Here is a 23,260-nt window from a genome sequence, read left to right as displayed (position 1 = left end):
GTCGCCCGCCGCAGGGCGTATGGGCCGGGCTGTGGAGCCTGCCGCAGGCCGACGATGCCGACGCCGCGACGCGGCTGGCCGCACGCTATGCCCGCCTGGACGCCGCTGCACGGCCGCTGCCGGCGATCGTCCACGCCTTCACCCACTTCCGCCTGCACGCGCAACCGCTGGCCTGGCGCGACGTGTCGCCGCACGCGGCGATCGCGGATAATGCGCAGTTGCGCTGGTGCGCACGCGCCGAAGCGGCCGCGCTCGGCCTGCCCGCGCCGGTGCGCCGCCTGCTGGACAACCTCGAGGAGTACGCCTGATGCCACGCATGGTCCACTGCGCCCGCCTCAAGCGCGAAGCCGTGGGGCTGGACTTCGCACCCTACCCCGGCGAGCTGGGCAAGCGCGTGTATGCGGAAGTGTCCAGGGAAGCCTGGGGCCTGTGGCTGGCGCACCAGACCATGCTGATCAACGAGTACCGGCTGAGCCCGCTCGATCCGAAGGCGCGCGCCATGCTCGAGGAGGAGATGCAGAAATTCCTGTTCGAGGGCAGCAACGAGAAGCCGCCCGGCTACGTCGCGCCGGAAGACCGCTGAGCGCGACGCCCCGCCTGCCGCAACGCCCGGCTAGCGATCCTTCTCCGCCTTCTGCGTCGACATCTCGGCGCGCACCGCGGCGTAGTCGACCGGCTGGATCGAGGCGATCTGGCAGCGCTGGTGGTCGAAGGTCACGTAGTCGAAGCGCGTCTTCACCGTGCCGCCCGACGCGGTCACGCCGATGGTCTTGGCCCAGTCCAGATTGATGCACGGCTTGGCGACCTTCAGCAGGTACACCTTGTTGACACCGCTCCACACGGCCACCGCCTCTTTGCCGAGCGCCTGCCACTGGTAGAGGCGCGGATAGAAGAAGGAGTCGATCGGCGCGCCCGCGTGCTTCTCGAAACGCGCGAGGTTCTCCATCTGCCGTTCGAGGGTGTCCGCCTGCGCCACGGCGGCGACGGCCAGCGCGGCAGCCAACGCGAGTACGGTGCGATGCGGCGATTTCATGGTCCACCTCCTTTTCCGTCTTGACGGCCTGGCGCCGCCGACCGTCGCGCCGGCAGCGCAGGGCTGCAAGCGTAGCGCCGCCGCGCGCTTGACGCGCCCGGAGCAAGCCGATTTAATACGCGGCTCCCGCAGTCACGGTGCCGGCCCGCACGGCCGCCCCGCACCCGTGGCCAGGTAGCTCAGTTGGTAGAGCAGGGGACTGAAAATCCCCGTGTCGGCGGTTCGATTCCGTCCCTGGCCACCATTCCCCTCCGCGAATCCGAACGTCGCATCGGCGTGACGCGTGGTTCAACGCGCCGTTGCGTTGCCGTTTGCGCGTCCCGCCCCCGCCTGTCGCGCGAATCCCCACAGCGCGCGATCGAGATCGGGGTCGAGCCCGAAGCTCGCCAGCGCCACGCGGCCGGCGCGCACCTCGACGCCTTCGGCGCGCAGGCGCCGGCACTGCTCGCGGAAGCCGCGGCTGCCGGGCGGGAAGGCGACGCGCCCGTCGGCGCGCAGCACGCGGTGCCAGGGCAGATCGAGGCCGTCGGGGGTTTCGCGCAGCACGCGGCCGACCAGGCGCGCGCGGCGCGGCAGGCCGGCGCGCGCGGCGATCGCGCCGTAGCTGGCCACGCGGCCGCGCGGGATCGCGGCGATCGCCTGCAGGATGCGGTCGTGTTCGGGCTTCATGCGGGTGCGGCCATACTCGCATGCAGGGTACCATTGGCATCGCCGTCACCGACGGGAGATGCGCGATGCAGAGCTTCGAGCAGATCCGAGCGCACGTCAGCGGGCGCTATCCGCTGCACACCAACGATCCCTACCTGATCAGCTTCGACCTGAAGTTGACGCGCAATCGGCGTCATCAGGGCATCTACCTCACCGAGCTGGAGGACGAGGGCGGGCGCAAGTTCCTGCGCATCTCGACGCCGATCGGCCCGCTCACCGGCACCGACGCGCGACGCTGCCTGCAATTCAACTGGGAGCAGCGGGTCGGCTACCTCGCGGTCAACGACCTGGACGGCTCGCCCTACCTGCACCTGTGCGAGAACCGTCCCTACGAACTGCTCAGCGAGCGCGAGCTGGAACAGCTGATCGGCGAGATCGGCCCGCTCGGCGACCAGCTCGAGCAGGCGATATCGAGCGAGGCCGACGCGTTCTGAGCGGCCGAAGCGCCGGTACGCGGCCGGCGGCGTATGGGATACTCGCACGCTGATTCTGCGGAGGAAGCGCATGTCCCAGCTCACAGCGATCGTCACCGGCGCCGGCGGCGCCATCGCCTCCAGCGCGATCGACGCCTTCGAGGCCGCCGGCTGGCGCCTGGCGCTGATCGCCTACAGCGATGCCGAGCGGCAGCGCCTGGAGCGCGACCGGCCGCGCCACCTCACCGTGCGGGCGAACCTGGCCGACGATGCCCAGGCGCGCGCCGCCATCGCGCAGGCGATCGAACGCCTGGGCGCGGTGGACGCGCTGCTCAACATCGCCGGCGGCTTCGCCATGGGCGCCGCCGCCGAAACCGCGCCCGCAGCGCTGGAAGCGCAGCTCGACATCAACCTGCGCACCGCCTTCAACGCCACCCGCGCCGTGCTGCCGCACATGCAGCAGCGCGGCCGCGGCTTCGTGCTGGGCGTCGGCGCGGCGGCGGCCATCGACGGCGGCGCGCGGGTCGGCGCCTACGCGGCGTCGAAGGCGGCGCTGGTGACGTGGCTGAAATCGGTGCGCGCGGAAGTGGCGCCGCACGGCGTCGAGGTCGCGATCATCTACCCGATGGCGGCCGTGGACACGCCCGGCAACCGCGCCGCGATGCCCGACGCCGATCCGCAGCGCTGGATCGACCCGGCCGAGCTGGCGGCCACCATGCTGCACCTCGCCACGCGCAGCCGGCGCGGCCGCATCGACGAGGCCAGGGTCTACCCGCCTGCCGTGTAGGGCGGGCCGCGCGCCGGCGCCGGCCGCCGTGGCGACCGGCGCGCGCGGTCAGACGCCGAGCAGCGCCTGCGTCAGGCGCACCAGCGCGTAGGCGAGCAGCGCGGTGATCGGCAGGGTCAGGATCCATGCCCAGACCATGCGCTCGACCACGGTCCAGCGGATCGCGCTGAAGCGCTTGGCCGCGCCGACGCCCATGATCGCCGCCGACACGTTGTGCGTGGTCGATACCGGGATACCGAACAGCGAGGCGGCAATGATCACCGCCGCCGAGCTGCCTTCCGCGGCGAAGCCGTTGATCGGATGCAGCTTGACCATCTTGTGGCCGAGCGTCTTGATGATGCGCCAGCCGCCGCCGGCGGTACCCGCCGCCATCACCAGCGCGCACAGCACCTTCACCCACACCGGCACCGGGAAGCCGCCGCTGGCGTCTTCGGGAACGCGCAGGAAGTCCATCCAGTGCGGCAGGCTGTCGAGCTGGCCCGCCGCGGTGGCGCCGGCCAGCGCCAGCGCGATGATGCCCATGGTCTTCTGCGCGTCGTTCATGCCGTGCGACAGGCCCATCGCGCTGGCCGACACGATCTGCGCCTTGCCGAAGAACGCATTGACGAACGGCGTGCGGCCGAGCCGCCGCAGCCTGCCGCGACGGTTGCCGAGCCAGGCGATCAACGCGAACAGCAGCCCCATCAGCAGGAAGCCGAGCACGAAGCCCATCAGCGGCGACACCACCATCGGCACCACCACCTTGGGGATCACGCCTTTGCCCTCCCACCAGTGCGCGCCGCCCTGCGCCCAGATGATCGAGCCGAAGTTGTCGCCGGAGGCCGCCACCGCCGCGCCGCACAGTGCGCCGATCAGGGCGTGGCTGGAACTGGACGGCAGGCCCCACCACCAGGTGATCAGGTTCCAGATCGAGGCGCCGAGCAGCGCGCAGATCAGCAGCCACGCGCCGACGTCGACCACGCCGGCATCGATCAGCCCCGAGGCGATGGTCTTGGCCACCGCGGTGCCCCACAGCGCCCCCAGCAGGTTGGTGATCGCCGCCAGCAGCACCGCCTGGCCGGGGCTCAGCACCTTGGTCGCGACCACCGTCGCGATCGAGTTGGCGGTGTCGTGGAAACCGTTGATGTAGCTGAAGACCAGGGCGATCAGGACGACCGCCACGACCAGTGTCAGGCTCACGGCAGCGGCCTCAGGAGTGCTTCAGCACGGTGGCGTAGACCACGTTGCCGACGTCGCGGCAACGATCGACCGCCTTCTCCAGCAGCTCGAAGAGATCCTTGGCCAGCATGGCCCGCATCGGATCGGTAGCGGTGGCGTAGAGGTTGCGATAGGGCTCCAGCAGCAGGCGATCGGCTTCCGACTCGATCGCCTGCAGCTGGTCCTGCAGCTTCTTCATGCGGTCGATGCGCAGGCCGTCGCGCAACTGGCCGACCATCTGCACGACCACCTCGGCCGCCTTGAGCAGCAACTCGGCGCGCGGCAGGAAGTCGATGCCCTGCAGGCGCTCGCCGACGATCGCGTAGCGCTCGGCGAACTTCTCCACGGTCTTCGGGATCTTGTACAGCGCCGAGGACAGCGCCTCGATGTCCTCGCGGTCGAGCGCGGTGACGAAGCTGTTGACCAGTTCCTCGCTGATCTGCGCGGCCAGGTCCTTCTCGCGCCTGCGCGCCAGGCTGAAATCCTCCAGCGACGCGCTGGCCTTGCGCCCGACCTGTGCGACCAGCGCGGCCGCGCTTTGCCGCGCGGCGTCGGCGCTGGCCTCGAGCAGGCCGTAGAACTTGTCGCCTTTTCCGAACATGGTCTGCAGCGAAAACATTGCGTGCGGCCTCTCGACGAAGATGGGAATGCCGCCGACGCCCGACGGGCGCGGCAAAAATTGCGCGTATGTTACACGAGCGCTTCGGCCGGACGCGCCGCCGCCCCGGCAGCGGTGCCGTACGGAGGCTTGCTACACTGACCGGGATGCCCGCTGCGAACCTCCCCGCGATGCTGATCGAATTCGGCCTGGTGTTCCTGCTGGCCCTGCTGAACGCCTTTTTCGCGCTGTCCGAGATCGCGATGGTGGCGGCGCGCAAGAGCCGGCTGAAGCAGATGGCGCAGCACAGCCGGCGCGCGAAGGTTGCGCTGGCCTTGGCCGAATCGCCGGAGCGCTTCCTGTCCACCGTGCAGGTCGGCATCACCCTGATCACCTTGATCACGGGCGCCGCCACCGGTGCCTCGATCGGCCATCGGCTGGCCGACTGGCTCGCCCTGCACGGCGGCGCCTGGCTGCTGCCGTATGCCACCGCGGCCGGCCTGCTGATCGGCTTCACCCTGATCACCTTCATCAACATCGTGGTCGGCGAACTGGTGCCCAAGCGCGCCGCGCTGGTGGCGCCGGAGCGCATCGCCGTGGCGGTGGGCGTGCCGATGCTGGTGCTGTCGCGGCTGTCCGCGCCGTTCGTATGGGTGCTGAACCGCGCCAGCGGGCTGCTGCTGCGCCTGCTGCGCCTCGGCCGCAGCGGCCGCGGCGAAGTCACCGAGGAAGAGATCCGCCTGCTGATCGCCGAGGGCGCCGAGCAGGGCGTGATCGACATGGACGAGCGCAACATGGTCAGCCGCGTGCTGCGCCTCGGCGACCGCACCGTCGACAGCGTGATGACGCCGCGCCCGCGCGTCGCCTGGCTGGACGCGGCGGCGCCGCTGGCCGAGAACCTGGAAGTGCTGCGCGACACGCCCTACTCCCGCTACCCGGTCTACCGCGGCAACGAGAGCGAGATCCTCGGCGTGCTGGAAGTGAAGAGCCTGCTGGAAGCGATCGCGCGCGGCGAGCGCGAGCTGGACCTGTTCCGCACCCTGGCCAAACCGCTGTACGTGCCGGCGACCGCACGCGCGCTGGACCTGCTCGAGGAATTCCGCGACGCCGAGACGCCGCTGGCGCTGGTGGTCGACGAGTACGGCGAGATCGAGGGCCTGGTCACGCTGAACGACCTGCTCGCCGCGGTGGTCGGCAAGTCGGCTCCGGCCGAGGGCGAGGCGCCCGAGGACGCGCCGATCGTGCGCCGCGACGACGGCAGCTATCTGGTCGACGGCGCCCTGCCGACCGACGACCTGCGCGAGCTGCTGCTGCTGGAACAGTTGCCGAACGAGGAAGACCACGACTTCCGCACCGTCGCCGGCATGGTGATGGCGCAGTTCGGGCGCATCCCGCAGGTCGGCGAGGCGTTCGCCTGGCGCGGCGTCCGCTTCGAGGTGGTCGACCTCGACGGCGCGCGCATCGACAAGGTGCTGGTGGTGCCGGCGCCGCCCGAAATCGAGATCCAGCGCGACGATTGAGCGCGCGTCAAGGCCTTCCCGGCGCAACCGCCGCGACCGGTCAGATCGCGTTCAAGCCGATCGCGCATGATGGGGGCCGCATGATGTCTCCCGCCGACCGTCGCACCACCGAACTGCTCGTCGAGACCGTCGCCGCCCATCCCGAGGACACGATCGGCTTCGATGCCCTGCTCGAACCGCTGCGCGCACGCGCGTTCGGCTTCTTGCTGCTGCTGTTGGCGATCCCGAACTTCATCCCCGTGCCGATCGGCATCGGCGGCGTGATGGGCGCGCTGGTGGCGTTCGCCGGCGTGCAGATGCTGGTCGGCCTGGAGCGGCCATGGCTGCCCGCGTGGCTGCTGCGCAAGCGGTTCGCGCGCACCTCGGTGCTGCGCTTCCTCGAACGCATCGCGCCGGTGATGCGGCGCATCGAACGGATCTGCCAGCCGCGCCTCGAAGCGCTGACGCAGCGCCCCGCCACGCTGTTCTCGGGGCTGCTGCTGGTGCTGCTCGGCATGCTGCTGGCGCTGCCGATCCCGTTCACCAACTACCTGTTCGGCTCGCTGCTGCTGGCCTTCGGCATCGTGCTGACGGAGCGCGATGGCGCCCTGCTGCTGGGCATCTGGGCCGCCTCGATCGCGCTGATCGTCAGCGCGGCGCTGCTCAGCGGCAACATCCTCAGGCTGCTCGGGCATCTCCTGTAGCCGACCGCCTGTGCGGGGTCATCCGGGCGGCGGCTCGCCGGCGGCGTGCGCCCGCCGCGCCATGCGCTGCGCATCGGAAAGGATACCGCGCAGCACGCGCAGCTCGCGGCTGTCCGGCTGCGCGCGCATGAACAGCTTGCGCAGGCGCTGCAGGATCGTGCGCGGCGAGCGGCCCTTGTGGAAGTCGATGTCGTCGAGGGTCACGGCGAGGTGGCCGAAGAACGCCTCCATCTCCGCCGCCGTCGCCGGCGGATCGCGCGGCCGCGGCGGCGCGGGCGGCACTTCCAGCCCGGCCAGGCGCAGCTCGTAGGCCATCACCTGCACCGCCTGGGCGAGGTTGAGCGAGCCGAAATCGTCGACGCTGGGAATGCGCACCATCGCGTGGCAACGTTTCAGCTCGTCGTTCTCCAGCCCGGTGCGCTCGTTGCCGAATACCAGCGCGACCTCGTCGCCGCGCGCCGCGGCCGCCTGCGCCTCGACCGCGGCCGCGCGCGGCGCGTACTCCGGCAACGCGACGCCGCGCCGGCGCGCACTCAGCCCCAGCACCAGGCGACAGTCGGCGACCGCGGCGACCAGATCGGGCGCCAGGGCGATCCGCTCCAGCACGTCGTCGGCGCCGGCGGCGAGCGCCTGCACCTCGGGGTCGGGATAGCGCTTGGGCGCGACCAGCACCAGCCGCGCGAAGCCCATGGTGCGGATTGCCCGCGCCGCCGCGCCGATGTTGCCCGGGTGCGAGGTGCGGACCAGCACGAAACGGATGCGCACAGGCGCCTCGGATGTCGCCACGATCTTTTTCCTTGTAGCGCCGCGGGTTTGGCCGCCCCACGCCGTTCTGCTAAGCTTGCGCGCCGCCGCACGGCATCCGCCGCGCGATTTGTTCTTTCCCAGCCGCCCACCGAAGCCATGCCAAGACCCGCCGTCAACGTCGCGGTACGCGCTGCGCGCGCCGCAGGCAGCGTGATCCTGCGTTACATGAACCGCCTCGAGAGCCTGACGGTCGTGGAGAAGCAGCGCATGGACTTCGCCAGCGAGGTGGACCGGCTCGCCGAAGCCGAGATCATACGCGAGCTGAAGCGCGCCTATCCCGGCCACGCCATCCTCGCCGAGGAATCCGGCGCGACCGGCAGCGGCAAGCTCACCTGGGTGATCGACCCGCTCGACGGCACCCACAACTACCTGCGCGGGCTGCCGCACTTCTGCGTCTCGATCGGCATGCTCGACCGCGGCGAGCCGGTGTACGGCGTGATCTACGACCCGCTGCGCGGCGAGCTGTTCACCGCCAGCAAGGGCGACGGCGCCTTCCTCAACGATCGTCGCCTGCGCATCGGCACGCGCGAGGGCCTGGGCGGGGCGCTGCTCGCCACCGGCTTCCCGTTCCGCCAGCGCCGCCACCTCGACGCCCAGCTCGGCATGACCCGCGCGCTGCTGCAGGAAGCCGAGGACATCCGCCGCACCGGCTCGGCCGCGCTGGACCTCGCCTACGTCGCCGCCAACCGCCTCGACGGCTACTTCGAGATCGGCCTGAAGCCGTGGGACCTGGCCGCCGGCTGCCTGCTGGTGCGCGAGGCGGGCGGCCGCTATTGCGACTTCGCCGGCCGCGACGGCATCCCGGCCAGCGGCAACATCATCGCCGGCAACATCAAGGTCGTGCAGGCGATGCAGGCAACGATCGAGGCGCAGTCGCCGCCGGAGCTGCTGAAAGCCTAGCGGGCCTGGTCGCGCCACCACCGCCATGCCCGCCAGGCAAAACGGCCCGGATCGCTCCGGGCCGTTTGCATGTGCGGGACGGTGATTCGCGCCACTCAGGGCCGGCGCGCCAGCTCCGGGTTCTCCTTCGTCACCGGCATCAGGTCCTTCTTCGACACGCCCAGCCACAGCAGGATCGGGTTGGCGAAGAAGATCGACGACAGCGTGCCGATCACGATGCCGATCAGCATGGTGATCGCGAAGCCGTGCACCACCGGGCCGCCGAAGAAGTACAGCGCGCCCATGGTGATGCCGGTGAACAGCGAGGTGATGATCGTGCGCGACAGCGTGGAGTTGATCGCGCGGTTGAGGATCTGCTCCGGTTCGGCCTTGCGCGACAGGCGGAACAGCTCGCGCACGCGGTCGAACACCACTACCTTGTCGTTGATCGAGTAGCCGACCACCGCCAGCACCGAGGCCAGCACGGTCAGGTCGAACTCGCGCTGCACCAGCGCGAACACGCCGACGGTGAGCAGGGTGTCGTGCACCTCGCTGGCCAGCGCGGCCAGCGCGAAGCGCTTCTCGAAACGCAGGCCGAGGTAGATCATGATGCCGATGATCACGAAGATCACCGCGATCACGCCGCCGGTGCGCAGTTCCTCGCCGACTTGCGGGCCGACGAAGTCGTGGCGCTGCAGCTTCACGTCGGCGCGCTCCGCCTTCAGCGCGGCGACCACGTCGGTGGCGACCTTGTCGGCGTTCTTCTGGTCGCTCTTCGGCTGCAGGCGGATCGCCAGCTGGCGGGTGCCGCCCAGGCTCTGCACCACCGCGTGCTCGAAGCCGCCGGCGGCCAGCGCCTGGCGCACGATGGCGACATCGACCGGCTGCGCGTACTCGACCTCGACCACCACGCCGCCGGTGAAATCGAGGCCGTAGTTCAGGCCGCGGGTGAAGATCAGCGCGAGCGAGGCGATCATCAGGATCGCCGAGATGGTGACGCTGACGCGGCGCCAGCCGAGGAAGTTGATGTTGCTGTTGGGGTTGAAGATTTCCATGCCGGGTTCTCTTTACGGAAGCCCATTTCCGGGGAAAAGCGGCCATCCATGGCCGCGCTGTTCAATAAAAACCCTCAGACCCAAAGCGTCTTCAGCTTGCGGCCGCCGTGGATCAGCGCAGTGATCGCGTGGGTGACCGTGACCGAAGTGAACATCGAGGTCAGGATGCCGATGAACAGCGTCACGCCGAAGCCCTTGATCGGGCCGGAGCCCATCGTCATCAGGCCGAACGCGGCGATCAGGTGGGTGACGTTGGCGTCGAGAATGGTCGCCCAGGCCTTGTCGTAGCCGGCGCGTATCGACGCCAGCGGCGTCGAGCCGTTGCGCAATTCCTCGCGCACGCGCTCGCAGATCAGCACGTTGGCGTCGATCGCCATGCCCAGCGTCAGCACGATGCCGGCGATGCCGGGCATGGTCAGCGTGACGCCGATCATCGACATCACCGCCAGCAGCAGCACCAGGTTGAAGAACAGCGCGATGTCGGCGACCAGGCCGAACAGGTGGTAGTAGATCGCCGCGGCGATCAGCACCGCGCCGAGGCCGAGCAGCACCGACTGCTCGCCCTTCCTGATGTTGTCCTGGCCGAGGCTGGGGCCGATCACGCGCTCCTCGACGATATCCATCGGCGCGGCCAGCGAGCCGGCCTTCAGCAGCAGCGCCAGCTCGGAGGCTTCCTTCGGGCTGGCCAGGCCGGTGGTCTGGAACTGCTTGCCGAACACGCCCTGCACCGTGGCGTAGGAGATCACCTGCTCGGTGATCTTGGTGGTGCGCACTTCCTTGCCGTCGACGATCTTGGTTTCCGGCGTGCGCTCGATGAACACCACCGCCATCGGCTTGCCGACGTTGTCGGTGGTGAAGTCGAGCATCTTCTTGGCGCCGATGGCGTTCAGGGTGACGTCGACCTTCGGCGAACCGGTCTGCTGGTCGAAGCCGGAGGCGGCGTCGGCCAGCTCGTCGCCGGTGACGATCACCTTCTTGCTGAGCAGGTAGGGCTCGCCGTTGCGGCCGTTGTACAGGCGCGCCTCCGGCGGCACGTTGCCGTTCTTGACCGCGTCGGTGGTGCGCGGATCGCCCGGGCCGGCGAGGCCGGCGCGGTATTCCAGCGTGGCGGTCGCGCCGAGGATCTTCTTGGCCTCGGCGGTGTCCTGCACGCCGGCCAGCTCGACCACGATGCGGCTGTCGCCCTGCTGCTGGATGATCGGCTCGGACACGCCCAGCGCGTTGACGCGGTTGCGCAGGGTGCCGAGGTTCTGCTTGATGATGTTCTGCGCGATCTCGCGCAGCTTGTCCGGCTTCAGCGCCGCGTTCAGCACGTAGGCGTCGTTGGCCACCGCGCCGTTGTCGACGACGAGATCCGGCATCTCGCGCAGGATCAGGGTCGCCGCCTGCTCGCGGTCCGCGCTCGAGCGCAGCGCCGCGACCACGCCCTGCCCGCCGCGCTCGACCGAAAGGTAGCGGATGCCCTTGTCGCGCAGCAGCGCGCGGATGTCGTCGACGTAGCGCTGCTGCTGCTTGTCCAGCACCGCCTTCTGGTCGACCTCCATCAGGAAGTGCACGCCGCCCTGCAGGTCGAGGCCGAGCGGCATGGCGTTGGCGCCGATCGCGCGCAGCCACGACGGCACGGTCGAGGCCAGGTTCAGCGCGACCACGTACTGGTCGCCCAGCGCCTGCTTCAACGCGTCCGACGCGTGCAATTGCACTTCGGTGTTGGCGAAGCGCACCAGCAGGCGGTCGGCGCCGAGTTCGGCCGACTGGAAGGCGATGCCGTCCTTTTGCAGGGTGCCCTGCACCCTGTCCTTCAGCGCCTGGTCCACGGTGGCGCCGCGATTGGCGGAAATCTGCACCGCCGGCTGCTGCGGATACAGGTTGGGCAGCGCATACAGCACGCCCAGCAGCAACGCGACCGCAACCAGCGCGTACTTCCAGCGGGGAAAGTCAGTCATCTCTGAGTCCTTTGCGATCGTCCATGGTCGCGAGAATCAAGAAGCGGCCATTCCTGGCCGCACCATTCAATAAAAGCGCCGTTCCCCAGGCCTGCCGCTCAGGAGGACTTCAGGGTGCCCTTGGGCAGCACCTGCGTGATCGCCTGTTTCTGCAGCTTCACCTTGACGCCGGGCGCGATCTCGACGGTCACGAACGCGTCGCCAAGCTCCTCCACGCGGCCGGCGATGCCGCCGCTGGTAACCACCTCGTCGCCCTTGGCCAGCGCCGCGACCATCGTGCGGTGCTCCTTGGCGCGCTTCATCTGCGGCCGGATCAGCATGAAATAAAAGATGCCGAACAGGACGATCAGCGGCAGGAACGAAACCAGCGGATTCGCCGCGCCGGCGGCGCCACCGGCGGCCTGTGCGTAAGCGTCGGAAATGAAGAAGCCCATGTCGTCACTCGCAAGTTGCGGTGCGGCCTGAGGAATTCGGGCCGCTTCCCAAAAGATCGGGGATTATGCCATGCACCGCGGCCCCATGCATCGGCCGGGCCGTCCCATCCAGGACCGCCGCCCGCGCGCGCGGTTCCCGCGCCGGGCGTCCTCAGCCGGCGCCGGCGGCCAGCTCCGCATGGAAGGCGGCGGCGAAATCCTCCAGCGTCCCGGCGGCGATCGCCGCGCGCAGGTCGGCCATCAGCCGCTGGTAGTGGTGCAGGTTGTGGATGGTGGCGAGCTGCGCACCGAGGATCTCGTTGCAGCGATCGAGGTGGCGGAGATACGCGCGCGAGAAGCCGGAGCGGCAGGCGTAGCAGGCGCAGCCCTCCTCGATCGGGCGGACGTCGCGCTCGTATTTCGCGTTGCGGATGCGCAGCGTGCCGCGGCGGGTGAACAGGAAGCCGTTGCGCGCGTTGCGGGTCGGCATCACGCAGTCGAACATGTCGATGCCGCGGCGCACCGCCTCGACGATGTCCTGCGGCCGGCCCACGCCCATCAGGTAGCGCGGCCGGTCCGCCGGCAGCAGCGGCACGGTGGCGTCCAGCGTGCGGTTGCGCGCCTCTTCCGGCTCGCCGACGGCGAGGCCGCCGACCGCGTAGCCGTCGAAGCCGATCGCACGCAGACCTTCCGCCGAGTGCCGGCGCAGCGCCTCGTGCACGCCGCCCTGCACGATGCCGAACAGCGCATTGGGGTTGCCCAGATCGTCGAACGCGAGGCGCGAGCGCTCGGCCCAGCGCAGCGACAGCTCCATCGACGCGCGCGCCTGCGCCTCGGTGGCCGGCGCGCCGTCGATCAGGTAGGTCGTGCACTCGTCGAAGATCATCGCGATGTCGGAGTCGAGCGCGCGCTGGATGCGCATCGACTCCTCCGGCGACAGGAACACGCGCGCGCCGTCGACCGGCGAGGCGAAGGCGACGCCTTCCTCGGTGATCTTGCGCTTGTGCGCCAGGCTGAATACCTGGAAGCCGCCGGAGTCGGTCAGGATCGGCCCGTCCCAGCCGATGAAGCGGTGCAGCCCGGCGAACTCGCCGATCACGTCCAGGCCGGGCCGCAGCCACAGGTGGAAGGTGTTGCCGAGGATGATCTCGGCGCCGACCTCGCGCAGGTCGCGCGGCGTCATCGCCTTGACCGAGCCGTAGGTGCCGACCGGCATGAACGCCGGCGTCTCGATCGTGCCGCGCTGGAAGGTCAGGCGGCCGCGGCGGGCGGCGCCGTCGGTGGCGAGGAGGTCGAATTGCATTGGGGGCGGGAGATGGGAGATGGGAGTAGGGAGTGGGGCGCAGGAATTCTAAGCCACGTCATCCCGGCGCAAGCCGGGACGACGGGTATTAACTGTCTCGGCGCACCACTCCCCACTCCCCACTCCCTACTCCCCGCTTACCCCCCCGCCGGCCAGATCAGCATCTCGTCGCCGTACGAGAAGAAGCGATAGCGCTGCTCGACCGCATGCCGGTAGGCGTCGAGGATCAGCTCGCGCCCGGCCAGCGCCGACACCAGCATCAGCAGCGTGGATTCGGGCAGGTGGAAGTTGGTGATCAGGCCGTCGACGCTGCCGATGCGGTAGCCGGGGAAGATGAAGATGCGCGTCTCGCCCGCGAACGGCGCGAGCCGGCCGCCGCGACTGGCGCTTTCCAGTGCGCGCACCACGGTGGTGCCGACCGCGACCACGCGTCCGCCGCGTTCGCGCGTGCGGCGGATCTTCTCCACCAGCTCGGCGCCGACGTTCAGCCACTCGCGGTGCATCACATGGTCTTCGATGCGCTCGGCGCGCACCGGCTGGAAGGTGCCGGCGCCGACGTGCAGCGTGACGTAGCCGAACTCGACGCCGCGCGCGCGCAGCGCGTCCAGCAGCGCCGCATCGAAGTGCAGCCCGGCGGTCGGCGCGGCGACCGCGCCGAGCTCGCGCGCGAACACGGTCTGGTAGCGCTCGGCGTCGGCGGCCTCCGCCTCGCGCGCGATGTACGGCGGCAGCGGCATGCGCCCGAGCCGCAGCAGCAGCCGCTCGACCGGCTCCTCGCCCTCGAAGCGCAGCAGGAAGAACTCGCCGTCGCGGCCGAGCACGCTGACGACACCGCCGTCGTCGAGCAGGATGCGCCCGCCCGGCTTCGGCTTCTTGCTGACGCCGAGTTGCGCGCGCGCCTCGTGCGTGCCGGTGATGCGCTCGATCAGGATCTCGACCGCGCCGCCGCTTTGCTTGCGCCCGAACAGCCGCGCCGGCAGCACACGGGTGTCGTTGAACACCAGCAGGTCGCCGGGGCGCAGCAGTTGCGGCAGCTCGCGCATCGCGCGGTCCTGCCAGGCGCGCGCGGCCGCGTCAAGCACCAGCAGGCGGCTGGCGGAACGCTCCGCCAGCGGCGCCTGCGCGATCAGCGCGGGCGGCAGGTCGTAGTGGAAATCGGATTTTTTCACGGGACGGCAGACGGCAGACGGCAGACGGGAGGCGGGATAGCGTACACGCGGCCCGCGGCCCGCTCACCCCGGGCTTGCCCCTTCCTCTTACAGCCAGCCCTTCTGCCGCGCGATGCGGTAGGCCTCGATGCGGTTGCCGGCGCCGAGTTTGCCGATCGCCTCGGACAGATAATTGCGCACCGTGCCGTGCGAGAGGCCGAGGCGTCCGGCGATTTCGCTGGCCGGCAGGCCTTCGCCGGCGAGGCGCAGCACCTGGCGCTCGCGGTCGTTCAGCGGATCGGCGTCGGACCAGGCCTCCAGCGCGAGCTGCGGGTCGATCGCGCGACCGCCGCGGTGCACGCGGCGCAGCGCCTCGGCCAGCTGCTCGGCCGGCGCGTCCTTGAGCAGGTAGCCGGACACGCCGGCATCGAGCGCGCGGCGCAGAAAGCCGGGCCGCGCGAAGGTGGTGACGATCACCACCTTGATCGGCAGCTCGTGGCGCCGTACGCGCTGCGCCAGCTCCAGCCCGGTCAGGCCGGGCATCTCGATGTCGGTGACCAGCACGTCCGGCGCGAGGCGCTGCAGCTCGCGCCAGGCGGCTTCGCCGTCGGCGGCGGCGCCGACCACCTCGATGTCGGATTCGAGCCCAAGCAGCGCCGACAGCGCGCCGCGCACCATGGCCTGGTCCTCGGCGAGCAGCACGCGGATCATCGCCTACGGTTCCTGCACAGGAGATGCGGCACCTTACGGCGTCGCCGCGGCCGTCTCAATGCGCCGCCTGCGGCGCGGCGCCCGCAGCCCGGGGCGCGGGCCGCGGCTGCGCGGACTCCGACGCGGGCGCCGGCAGCGGCACGCGCACATCCAGGGTGGTGCCCCTGCCCGGCGGCGAGCCGATCAGCAGCGAACCGCCCAGCACACTGAGGCGCTCGGCCATGCCGCACAGGCCGTTGCCCTTGGCGTCGATCCCGCCGCGGCCGTCGTCGCGGATGCGCATCGCCACCGCGCCGCCGTCGCGCGCCACCGTCACTTCGACGCTGCGCGCGTCGGCATGGCGATGCGCGTTGGTGATCGCCTCGCGCAGCACCAGCGCCAGGCAGGTCTCGACCTCGGCGGGCAGCGCGATCTCCTCGTCGCGGTAATCCAGCCGGACGTCCGCGGACTCCAGCAGCAGGCGCGCCGAGGCGAGTTCTGCGGCCAGGCAGGCCGCGCGGATGCCGGTCACCGCGCGGCGCACCTGCGCCAGCGCGTCGCGCGCGACCCGTTCGACCTCGCGCACTTCCTGCCGCGCCGCGGCCGGGTCGCGCTCGAACAGCTTGCCGGCCAGCTCCGACTTCAGCGCGACCAGCGACAGCGTGTGCCCGAGCAGGTCGTGCAGGTCGCGGCCGATGCGCTCGCGCTCGGCCATCGCCGCCAGCCGGCGCACCTCCTCGTGCGACAGGCGCAGCTCGGCGTTCTGCTGCTGGTTGCGGCGGAACATCACGTTCATCAGGCCGATCGCGAAGCCGATCAACACCGAACTGGCGACGTAGATCCAGTGCGTGCCCAACCAGCCGCACTCCAGCGCGTACAGCGCCAGCAGCGCGAGCATGTGGCGCGCCGCCACCCGCGGCGTGCGTCCGGTAAAGGCCAGGAACGCGCAGGCGTAGACCACGTAGCCCTGGCCGCCGGCATTGACCGGCGTGAGGATGAAGCCGAGCGCGGCGATGCCGTAGGCGTTCCAGTGGATCTCCGCGACGCTGCGGTAGTAGGCGCGGACGTACAGCCACAGAAATACCGGGAACGAAGCCAGCGTCGGCAGCAGCCAGGCACGGTCGTCCGCGTAGAACAGCGGCGTGGCGAAGATCCAGAACGTCCACACCAGCATCACCGCCGGGATCCAGCGCGACAGGCGCGGATCGCGCCCGCTGGCGCAGGCGCGGCCGATCACCGAATCGGGTGCCGCCTCGAAGAGCATCCCACTGCCTCCACCACGGTGCGCCCGCATGATACCGGCGCGTCACGCCGTCCCTGGCCACGGCCAGGACCCGCCGGGCAACCCGCATCATCGACGCGGCCGACCCGCCGGCGCGTGCGGGGCCGTCGTCTTCCCGGGGCGCCACCATGCTCGTCCACGCGCGACGCCGGATGCAGTCGCTGGCATCACCGCGCGCCGGTGACAGCCGTCACGCGGGGTACCGCCGCCCCGGCCCCTGTGCTATGCTGGAACATATTTTTCTTTGTTCATAACAACTTACGCGGCTTCGGCACTGCACATGCGGCGCCAAGCGGCGAGAGGAGGAAGCGATGGGCCCGATCGACAAGCTGAACGAAATGCGCGCGTGCGGCGGCCGTATCCGCACCGCGGGTCTGGACGACGCCAGCATCGAGCGCATCGCCGCGCGCGACGCCTCGCTGGTCGAGGCCATCGCCGAAGCCCATGCGCTGCACCGCGAACTGCGCGCGTCGATGGCCGATTTCCTCGCGCTCGACGAGAACGCCCAGATCCAGCGCGCGCAGGCCGGGTTCGTCAATTTCTACCCCGACGATGCGGTCAACCCGTACGTGGCGCTGGCCGCACGCGGCCCCTGGATCGTCACCCTGAAAGGCGCGGTGATCCACGACAACGGCGGCTACGGCATGCTCGGCTTCGGCCACACCCCGCGGCCGGTGCTGGACGCCATGGCCAGGCCGGTGCCGATGGCCAACGTGATGACGCCGAACCTCGTGCAACTGCGCTTCACCGAGGCGCTGCGCCGCGAGCTCGGCCACACCCGCGGCGCCTGCCCCTACGTGCAGTTCCTGTGCCTGAACTCCGGCTCGGAATCGGTGACCCTGGCCGGCCGCTTCGCCGACGTCAACGCCAAGCTCATGACCGAGCCCGGCGCGCGCCACGCCGGGCGCACGATCAAGCGCCTGGCGGTCAAGGGTGCCTTCCACGGCCGCACCGAGCGCCCGGCGCTCTACTCCGACTCCTCGCGCAAGACCTACCAGCAGCACCTCGCCAGCTTCCGCCACGAGGACACGCTGATCACGGTCGAGCCCTACAGCGTCGAGCAGCTGCGCGCCGCGTTTGCGGAAGCCGACAGGCAGGGCTGGTTCATCGAGGCGATGTTCCTCGAGCCGGTGATGGGCGAAGGCGACCCGGGCCGCGCCGTCACCCCCGAGTTCTACCAGGCCGCGCGCGAGCTGACCTTGGCGCACGGCACCCTGCTGCTGGTGGACTCGATCCAGGCCGGCCTGCGCGCCCACGGCGTGCTGTCGATCGTCGACTATCCGGGCTTCGAGGGCCTGGAGGCGCCGGACATGGAAACCTACTCCAAGGCGCTGAACGCGGGCCAATACCCGCTGTCGGTGCTGGCGGTCACCGCGCGTACCGCGGCGCTGTACCGCAAGGGCATCTACGGCAACACCATGACCACCAATCCGCGCGCGCTGGAAGTGGCCTGCGCGACGCTGGGCATGCTGACCCCCGAGGTGCGCGCCAACATCCGCGCGCGCGGCCGCGAATTCGTCGACAAGCTCGGCAAGCTGAAGGACGAGCTGGGCGGCCTGATCACCAAGGTGCAGGGCACCGGCCTGCTGTTCTCCTGCGAACTGGCGCCCGAGTTCAAGTGCTTCGGCGCGGACAGCATCGAGGAGTACATGCGCGAACGCGGCATCGGCGTGATCCACGGCGGCGCCAACTCGCTGCGATTCACCCCGCACTTCGGCATCGGCGGCGAAGAGGTCGACCTGATCGTCGAGCACGTCCGCCAGGCCCTGCTGCACGGCCCGCGCAAGAGCGCCGGCGCACCGCCCAAGGCGGCCGCGGCCTGAGCCTGCGGCGACCGGGACCGGTCGCGGCCCGACCGGTCCCGGCGTCGTTTCGCACATTCGCGTCCGACGCCGGATGCGCGCCGACGGCGCCAGTCCGCACGCGCCGCCCGCATGCGGCGTTCAGGCTGTGCGGAAGCGGTCGGTGGCCTCGATCAGCGCGTGCGTGATGCCGGGCTCGAACGCGGAATGGCCGGCATCCGGCACGATGTTCAGCTCGGCCTCCGGCCAGGCGCGGTGCAGATCCCACGCGCTGCGCGGCGGGCACACGACATCGTAGCGGCCCTGCACGATCACCGCGGGAATGCCGCGCAGCCGGTGCACGTCGCGCAGCAACTGGCCGTCCTCTGCGAAGAAGCCGCCGTGCACGAAGTAGTGGCATTCGATGCGCGCGAAGGCCAGCGCGAACTCGTCCTCGCCGCTGGCCTCGATGTAGCCGGGATCCTGCAGCAGGAAGCTGGTGGCGCCTTCCCACATCGACCATGCGCGCGCCGCCTCCAGCCGCACCGCCGCATCGGCGTGGGTCAGGCGGCGGTGGTAGGCGCCCATCAGGTCGCCGCGCTCGGCCGGCGGGATCGGCGCGAGGTAGCGCTCCCACGCGTCCGGAAACGTCGCATCGCAACCGCGCTGGTAGAACCATTCGAGTTCCCAGCGGCGCAGCATGAAGATGCCGCGCAGCACCAGCTCGGCGACGCGCTCGGGGTGGGTTTCCGCGTAGGCCAGCGCCAGCGTCGAGCCCCACGAGCCGCCGAATACCTGCCAGCGCGCGATGCCGAGGTGCTCGCGCAGGCGCTCGATGTCGGCGACCAGATGCCAGGTGGTGTTGTCGGCCAGCTCGGCGTGCGGCGTGGAGCGGCCGCAGCCGCGCTGGTCGAACAGCACGATGCGGTAGGCCGCCGGATCGAAGAAGCGCCGGCACTTCGCGTTGACGCCGCCGCCCGGCCCGCCGTGCAGGAACACCACCGGCTTGCCGGCGGGGTTGCCGCACTGTTCGTAGTAGAGCGTATGCAGGTCCGAAACCTTGAGGAAGCCGCTGTCGTACGGCTCGACCTCGGGGTACAGCGCGCGTCGCTCGGCGGTCATGGGCGGGTTCCGGAAACGCATCCGGCGCCACGTGGGCGCCGGAGCGGGAAGAACGACAAGCCGCAACTGGTCGGGGCGGCGAGATTCGAACTCGCGACCCCCACAACCCCATTGTGGTGCGCTACCAGGCTGCGCTACGCCCCGACGGCGGCTTGCGGAACGGCAAGTCTAGCAGCTTTGCGGCGGCTGCTTGAAGCTCAACGGCGCAGGATCTGCAGAACTTCCTCCAGCTCCATGCGCACCTGGCGCACGATCTGGTGGGAGATGCTGGCCTCGACGCGCGCCTGCGAGCCTTCCAGGCGCTGGCGCGCACCGGTGATGGTGAAGCCCTGTTCGTACAGCAGCGAGCGGATCTGCCGGATCATCAGCACGTCGTGGCGCTGGTAGTAGCGCCGGTTGCCGCGCCGCTTCACCGGTTTCAGCGCCGGGAACTCCTGCTCCCAGTAGCGCAGCACGTGCGGCTTCACCCCGCACAGCTCGCTGACTTCGCCGATGGTGAAGTAGCGCTTGGCCGGGATCGCCGGCAGCTCGCTGTTACTCCCCTGATCCAGCATAGGCCTCGACCCGCACCTTCAATTTCTGTCCCGGCCTGAACGTCACCACGCGGCGGGCGGAGATCGGGATCTCCTCGCCCGTCTTGGGGTTACGGCCGGGACGCTGATTCTTCTGGCGCAGGTCGAAGTTGCCGAAACCCGACAGTTTGACCTGCTCCCCCCGTTCCAGCGCTTCGCGCACGACCTCGAAGAACGCGTCGACGAACTCCTTGGCCTCGCGCTTGTTGAGGCCGACGTCCACGAACAGACGTTCAGCCATTTCCGCCTTGGTCAGCGCCATGTCAGCCTCGCAACTTCGCCCCGCAATCGCGTTCCAGCGCGACGATCGCCCGAGCCACATGGCGGTCCGCGTCTTCGTCCGTAAGCGTGCGGGAACGATCCTGCAAAATCAAGCCCATAGCGACACTCTTTCGTCCATCACCCAAACCAGGCCCGCTGTAGCGATCGAACACGAAAAGGTCCGCCAGGGCCTCGCCCAGAGCCGCACGCACGGTCGCCTCGAGGGCACCCCAGGCGACCTCCTCCGCCAGTTCCACGGCAATGTCGCGCCGCACCGTCGGATAGCGCGAAACCGCCTCCGCGCGCGGCACCCGGCGCTGCGCCAGCGCGTCCAGCTCCACCTCGAACACATAGGCGTCCGCGCCCAGATCCAGCGCCCTGGCGAGCCGCGGATGCAGCGCCCCGAGGAAGCCCACCGGCCGGCCGTCGCGCAGCAGGCGCGCGCCGCGGCCCGGATGCAGCCAGGCCGGCAGGTCTTCGCCGTCGAAACGCCATGCCTGCGGCGCTCCGCCCAACGCGCACAGCGACTGCAAATCCCCCTTGAGATCGAAGAAATCCGTGGCGCGCGCCGGCTCCCCCCATTGCTCGGCCGCCGCCTCCCCGCAGGCCACCGCAGCGACCCGCGCCGTTTCCAACGGTGCTCCGCCACCGGCGTGAAAACTGCGACCCACTTCAAACAGCCGCACCCGCGCCTGCTGGCGGTTGCGGTTGGCCGCCAGGGCCTGGGCCAGGCCGGGCAGCAGCGAGGTGCGCATGACCGCGAGATCGGCCGATAGCGGGTTGGCCAGCGCGACCGCGCCGGCGTCCAATTGCCAGGCCTTCAGCAGGTCGGCGCCGACGAAGGCGTAGCAGATCGCCTCCTGGTAGCCGCGCGCGGCTAGCTGTTCACGCAGGGCCGCATCCGGCAGCCGGGACTCGGATTCGGGCGCCAGCGCGAACGCGCCGGCCGGTACGTGGGTCGGAATGCGCGCATAGCCGTGAATGCGCGCGACTTCCTCGATCAGGTCTTCCTCGCGCTCGATGTCGAAGCGGCGGCTCGGCGGCGTCACCCGCCAGCCGTCACCCGTGGCTTCCACGGCCATGCCCAGCGCGGCCAGCATGCGCGCCACGTCGGCATCCGCCACCTCGACGCCGAGCACGCGCGCCAGCCGCGCGCGACGCAACGGCACCGCCGTGCGCGTGGGCAGATCCTGCGCGCGTTCGGCGGCGCAGACCGGCCCCGCGCTGCCGCCTGCGATCGCCAGCAGCAGCGTGGTCGCGCGCTCCAGCGCGAGGCGCGGCAGCTCGGGATCGACGCCGCGCTCGAAGCGGTGCGCGGCATCGCTGCTCAGGCCGAGCCGGCGCGCGCGCCCCATGATCGCCGGCGGCGCGAAGTGCGCGCTCTCCAGGAACACGTTGCGGGTACCCGCGGTGACGCGTGAATCCATGCCGCCCATCACCCCGGCCAGCGCCAGCGGCTGCGTCGCATCCGCGATCAGCAGGAAGCCGTCGTCCAGCTTCGCCTCGCTGCCGTCGAGCAGGGTCAGCGTTTCGCCGGCGCGCGCACGGCGCACGACGATGTCGCCGTCCAGCCTGTCGTCGTCGAAGGCGTGCAGCGGCTGGCCGAGTTCCAGCATCACGTAGTTGGTCACGTCGACCACCGCGCCAAGCGGCCGCAGCCCGGCGCGCCGCAGGCGCTCGGCCAGCCACAGCGGCGTCGCCGCGGCCGGATCGATGCCGGCGATCATGCGACCGAGATAGCGCGGGCAGTCCGCGCCGGCCTCGAGCCGGATGCCACGCCGCGCGCTGCCGGCGACCGGCGCCACCTCGACCTGCGGCGGCCGCGCCGCGCTGCCGAACTGCGCGGCGACGTCGTAGGCCAGCCCGACCATGCCGAGGCAATCCGGCCGGTTCGGCGTCAGCTTCAGCTCGATGCTGGCGTCCGGCAGGCCGAGGTACCGCGCCAGCGGCGTGCCGACCGGCGCGTCGGCGGGAAGCTCCAGCAGCCCGGACGCGTCGGCGTCGAGGCCGAGCTCCCTGGCCGAGCACAGCATGCCCTGCGATTCCACACCGCGCAGTTTCGCGGCCTTGATGGCGATGCCGTTCGGCAGGCTGGCGCCGATCGTCGCCAGCGGCGCCTTCAAACCGGCCCGCGCGTTCGGCGCGCCGCAGACGATTTGCAGCGGCGTACCCTGCCCCGCCTGCACCGTGCACACACGCAGGCGGTCGGCATCGGGATGCGGCCGCGCCTCGACGATCTCGGCGACCACCACGCCGTCCAGGCCGGCACCGAGCGCCGTCACCGACTCGACCTCGAGGCCGGCCATGGTCAGGCGCTCGACCAGCGTGGCGCGATCCGCCGGGATCCCGACCAGTTCGCGCAGCCAGTTCTCGCTGAATTTCATGGCGTACCCCGCATCATTAGGCGAACTGCCGCAGGAAGCGCAGGTCGTTCTCGAAGAACGCGCGCAGGTCGTCGACGCCGTAGCGCAGCATGGCGAAGCGCTCGATGCCGAGGCCGAACGCGAAGCCGGTGTAGCGCTCGGGGTCGATGCCGCAGTTCTCCAGCACCTTCGGATGCACCATGCCGCAGCCGAGCACTTCCAGCCAGCGTTCGCTGCCGTCGGCGGCGTCCCAGCGGATGTCGACCTCGGCGGACGGCTCGGTGAACGGGAAGTAGCTGGGGCGGAAGCGCATCTCGAAGTCGCGCTCGAAGAACGCGCGCACGAATTCGGCCAGCGTGCCCTTCAGGTCGGCGAAGCTGGAGGTCTCGTCGACCAGCAGGCCCTCGATCTGGTGGAACATCGGCGAGTGCGTCTGGTCGGAGTCGCTGCGGTAGACCTTGCCCGGCGCGATGATGCGGATCGGCGGCTGGCGGCCCTGCATCGCGCGCACCTGCACCGGCGAGGTGTGCGTGCGCAGCAGGCGCCCGTCGCCGAAGTAGAAGGTGTCGTGCATCGCCCGCGCCGGATGGTGCGGCGGGAAGTTCAGCGCCTCGAAGTTGTGCCAGTCGTCCTCGATCTCGGGACCGTCGGCGCGCTGGTAGCCGAGCCGCGCGAAGATCGACGCGATGCGCTCCAGTGCGC

25 protein-coding genes and 2 tRNA genes are annotated in these 23,260 nt (G+C 70.4%); 9 read left to right on the top strand and 18 right to left on the bottom strand.

From position 1 onward, the window contains the following. Positions 1 to 308 (top strand): NUDIX domain-containing protein (locus tag ABFC67_RS08920; RefSeq protein ID WP_346737649.1); only part of this gene is annotated, 308 nt, incomplete at its 5' end. Beyond that, positions 308 to 583 carry an oxidative damage protection protein gene (locus ABFC67_RS08915; protein ID WP_346737648.1) on the top strand — a complete coding sequence of 92 codons (276 nt, stop codon included), beginning with the start codon at positions 308 to 310 and terminating at the stop codon, positions 581 to 583. The genes ABFC67_RS08920 and ABFC67_RS08915, both read left to right, overlap by 1 nt. 30 nt (positions 584 to 613) lie before the next feature. On the opposite strand, the gene ABFC67_RS08910 is transcribed toward ABFC67_RS08915, so the two are convergent. Further along, the gene (locus ABFC67_RS08910; protein ID WP_346737647.1) at positions 614 to 1,033 is read right to left on the bottom strand and encodes a DUF6491 family protein; all 420 of its coding nucleotides are present in this window, start codon (positions 1,031 to 1,033) and stop codon (positions 614 to 616) included. Positions 1,034 to 1,201: 168 nt separating this feature from the next. Between ABFC67_RS08910 and ABFC67_RS08905 the strand changes: the two genes are divergently transcribed. After that, positions 1,202 to 1,277 (top strand) — tRNA-Phe (locus ABFC67_RS08905). 44 nt (positions 1,278 to 1,321) lie between these two features. On the opposite strand, the gene ABFC67_RS08900 is transcribed toward ABFC67_RS08905, so the two are convergent. Further along, entirely contained in the window at positions 1,322 to 1,702 is a 381-nt protein-coding gene (locus ABFC67_RS08900; protein ID WP_346737646.1) for an MGMT family protein, read from the bottom strand. A 65-nt stretch (positions 1,703 to 1,767) separates the two neighbouring features. On the opposite strand from ABFC67_RS08900, the gene ABFC67_RS08895 reads away from it, so the two are divergent. Together ABFC67_RS08895 and ABFC67_RS08890 are read left to right on the top strand one after the other, a co-directional pair. Then, positions 1,768 to 2,175, top strand: coding sequence for a hypothetical protein (locus ABFC67_RS08895; protein ID WP_346737650.1), 408 nt, complete (start codon positions 1,768 to 1,770; stop codon positions 2,173 to 2,175). A 70-nt stretch (positions 2,176 to 2,245) separates the two neighbouring features. Then, positions 2,246 to 2,941: an SDR family NAD(P)-dependent oxidoreductase gene (locus ABFC67_RS08890; RefSeq protein ID WP_346737645.1), complete on the top strand. Its 696-nt coding sequence runs from the start codon at positions 2,246 to 2,248 to the stop codon at positions 2,939 to 2,941. Between the two features lie 48 nt (positions 2,942 to 2,989). Here the strand turns inward: ABFC67_RS08890 and ABFC67_RS08885 are convergent, their stop codons facing one another. Both ABFC67_RS08885 and ABFC67_RS08880 read right to left on the bottom strand, forming a co-directional pair. Further along, positions 2,990 to 4,120: an inorganic phosphate transporter gene (locus ABFC67_RS08885; RefSeq protein WP_346737644.1), complete on the bottom strand. Its 1,131-nt coding sequence runs from the start codon at positions 4,118 to 4,120 to the stop codon at positions 2,990 to 2,992. 10 nt (positions 4,121 to 4,130) lie between these two features. Continuing rightward, positions 4,131 to 4,757, bottom strand: a complete 627-nt coding sequence (locus ABFC67_RS08880) for a pit accessory protein (RefSeq protein ID WP_346737643.1) — start codon at positions 4,755 to 4,757, stop codon at positions 4,131 to 4,133. A gap of 170 nt (positions 4,758 to 4,927) precedes the next feature. Between ABFC67_RS08880 and ABFC67_RS08875 the strand changes: the two genes are divergently transcribed. Then, positions 4,928 to 6,256, top strand: a complete 1,329-nt coding sequence (locus tag ABFC67_RS08875; RefSeq protein WP_346737642.1) for a hemolysin family protein — start codon at positions 4,928 to 4,930, stop codon at positions 6,254 to 6,256. Between the two features lie 80 nt (positions 6,257 to 6,336). Next, on the top strand, positions 6,337 to 6,939 hold the full coding sequence (locus ABFC67_RS08870; RefSeq protein ID WP_346737641.1) for an exopolysaccharide biosynthesis protein: 603 nt from the start codon (positions 6,337 to 6,339) through the stop codon (positions 6,937 to 6,939). Positions 6,940 to 6,957: 18 nt separating this feature from the next. Here ABFC67_RS08870 and ABFC67_RS08865 read toward each other — a convergent pair whose 3' ends face one another. Then, the gene (locus ABFC67_RS08865; protein WP_346737640.1) at positions 6,958 to 7,725 is read right to left on the bottom strand and encodes an RNA methyltransferase; all 768 of its coding nucleotides are present in this window, start codon (positions 7,723 to 7,725) and stop codon (positions 6,958 to 6,960) included. Between the two features lie 117 nt (positions 7,726 to 7,842). Between ABFC67_RS08865 and ABFC67_RS08860 the strand changes: the two genes are divergently transcribed. Next, positions 7,843 to 8,646, top strand: coding sequence for an inositol monophosphatase family protein (locus ABFC67_RS08860; protein WP_346737639.1), 804 nt, complete (start codon positions 7,843 to 7,845; stop codon positions 8,644 to 8,646). 95 nt (positions 8,647 to 8,741) lie between these two features. Here ABFC67_RS08860 and secF read toward each other — a convergent pair whose 3' ends face one another. The 7 genes from secF to ABFC67_RS08825 form a co-directional block, all read right to left on the bottom strand. Next, positions 8,742 to 9,680, bottom strand: coding sequence for a protein translocase subunit SecF (gene secF / locus ABFC67_RS08855; RefSeq protein ID WP_346737638.1), 939 nt, complete (start codon positions 9,678 to 9,680; stop codon positions 8,742 to 8,744). Positions 9,681 to 9,754: 74 nt separating this feature from the next. Further along, positions 9,755 to 11,623, bottom strand: a complete 1,869-nt coding sequence (gene secD, locus ABFC67_RS08850; protein WP_346737637.1) for a protein translocase subunit SecD — start codon at positions 11,621 to 11,623, stop codon at positions 9,755 to 9,757. A 98-nt stretch (positions 11,624 to 11,721) separates the two neighbouring features. Continuing rightward, positions 11,722 to 12,057, bottom strand: a complete 336-nt coding sequence (yajC, locus tag ABFC67_RS08845; RefSeq protein ID WP_346737636.1) for a preprotein translocase subunit YajC — start codon at positions 12,055 to 12,057, stop codon at positions 11,722 to 11,724. Between the two features lie 151 nt (positions 12,058 to 12,208). Beyond that, on the bottom strand, positions 12,209 to 13,339 hold the full coding sequence (gene tgt, locus ABFC67_RS08840; protein ID WP_346737635.1) for a tRNA guanosine(34) transglycosylase Tgt: 1,131 nt from the start codon (positions 13,337 to 13,339) through the stop codon (positions 12,209 to 12,211). 137 nt (positions 13,340 to 13,476) lie between these two features. After that, entirely contained in the window at positions 13,477 to 14,508 is a 1,032-nt protein-coding gene (queA, locus tag ABFC67_RS08835) for a tRNA preQ1(34) S-adenosylmethionine ribosyltransferase-isomerase QueA (RefSeq protein ID WP_346737634.1), read from the bottom strand. Positions 14,509 to 14,595: 87 nt separating this feature from the next. Then, positions 14,596 to 15,198 (bottom strand): response regulator transcription factor, encoded by a 603-nt coding sequence (locus ABFC67_RS08830; protein WP_346737633.1) that lies wholly within the window; start codon positions 15,196 to 15,198, stop codon positions 14,596 to 14,598. Between the two features lie 55 nt (positions 15,199 to 15,253). Next, positions 15,254 to 16,441, bottom strand: a complete 1,188-nt coding sequence (locus ABFC67_RS08825; protein ID WP_346737632.1) for a sensor histidine kinase — start codon at positions 16,439 to 16,441, stop codon at positions 15,254 to 15,256. A 329-nt stretch (positions 16,442 to 16,770) separates the two neighbouring features. On the opposite strand from ABFC67_RS08825, the gene ABFC67_RS08820 reads away from it, so the two are divergent. After that, positions 16,771 to 18,282, top strand: coding sequence for an aminotransferase class III-fold pyridoxal phosphate-dependent enzyme (locus ABFC67_RS08820; protein ID WP_346737631.1), 1,512 nt, complete (start codon positions 16,771 to 16,773; stop codon positions 18,280 to 18,282). A 120-nt stretch (positions 18,283 to 18,402) separates the two neighbouring features. On the opposite strand, the gene pip is transcribed toward ABFC67_RS08820, so the two are convergent. The 6 genes from pip to pheS all read right to left on the bottom strand — a co-directional run. Continuing rightward, entirely contained in the window at positions 18,403 to 19,362 is a 960-nt protein-coding gene (gene pip, locus ABFC67_RS08815) for a prolyl aminopeptidase (protein ID WP_346737630.1), read from the bottom strand. A gap of 67 nt (positions 19,363 to 19,429) precedes the next feature. Continuing rightward, a tRNA-Pro gene (locus ABFC67_RS08810) sits at positions 19,430 to 19,506 on the bottom strand. 53 nt (positions 19,507 to 19,559) lie between these two features. Next, entirely contained in the window at positions 19,560 to 19,916 is a 357-nt protein-coding gene (locus ABFC67_RS08805; RefSeq protein ID WP_346737629.1) for a MerR family transcriptional regulator, read from the bottom strand. Continuing rightward, positions 19,897 to 20,196, bottom strand: coding sequence for an integration host factor subunit alpha (gene ihfA, locus ABFC67_RS08800; RefSeq protein WP_062537785.1), 300 nt, complete (start codon positions 20,194 to 20,196; stop codon positions 19,897 to 19,899). The genes ABFC67_RS08805 and ihfA overlap by 20 nt, the downstream gene beginning before the upstream one ends. Position 20,197: 1 nt before the next feature. After that, a complete protein-coding gene (gene pheT / locus ABFC67_RS08795) occupies positions 20,198 to 22,579 on the bottom strand; it encodes a phenylalanine--tRNA ligase subunit beta (RefSeq protein ID WP_346737628.1) in 2,382 nt (793 codons plus the stop codon). A gap of 16 nt (positions 22,580 to 22,595) precedes the next feature. Next, positions 22,596 to 23,260 (bottom strand): phenylalanine--tRNA ligase subunit alpha (gene pheS / locus ABFC67_RS08790; RefSeq protein WP_346737627.1); only part of this gene is annotated, 665 nt, incomplete at its 5' end.

Origin of the sequence: Mizugakiibacter sp., from assembly GCF_039680435.1 — a bacterium.
GTDB lineage: Bacteria > Pseudomonadota > Gammaproteobacteria > Xanthomonadales > Rhodanobacteraceae > Mizugakiibacter.
This window is presented reverse-complemented; position numbering and strand designations above follow the sequence as displayed.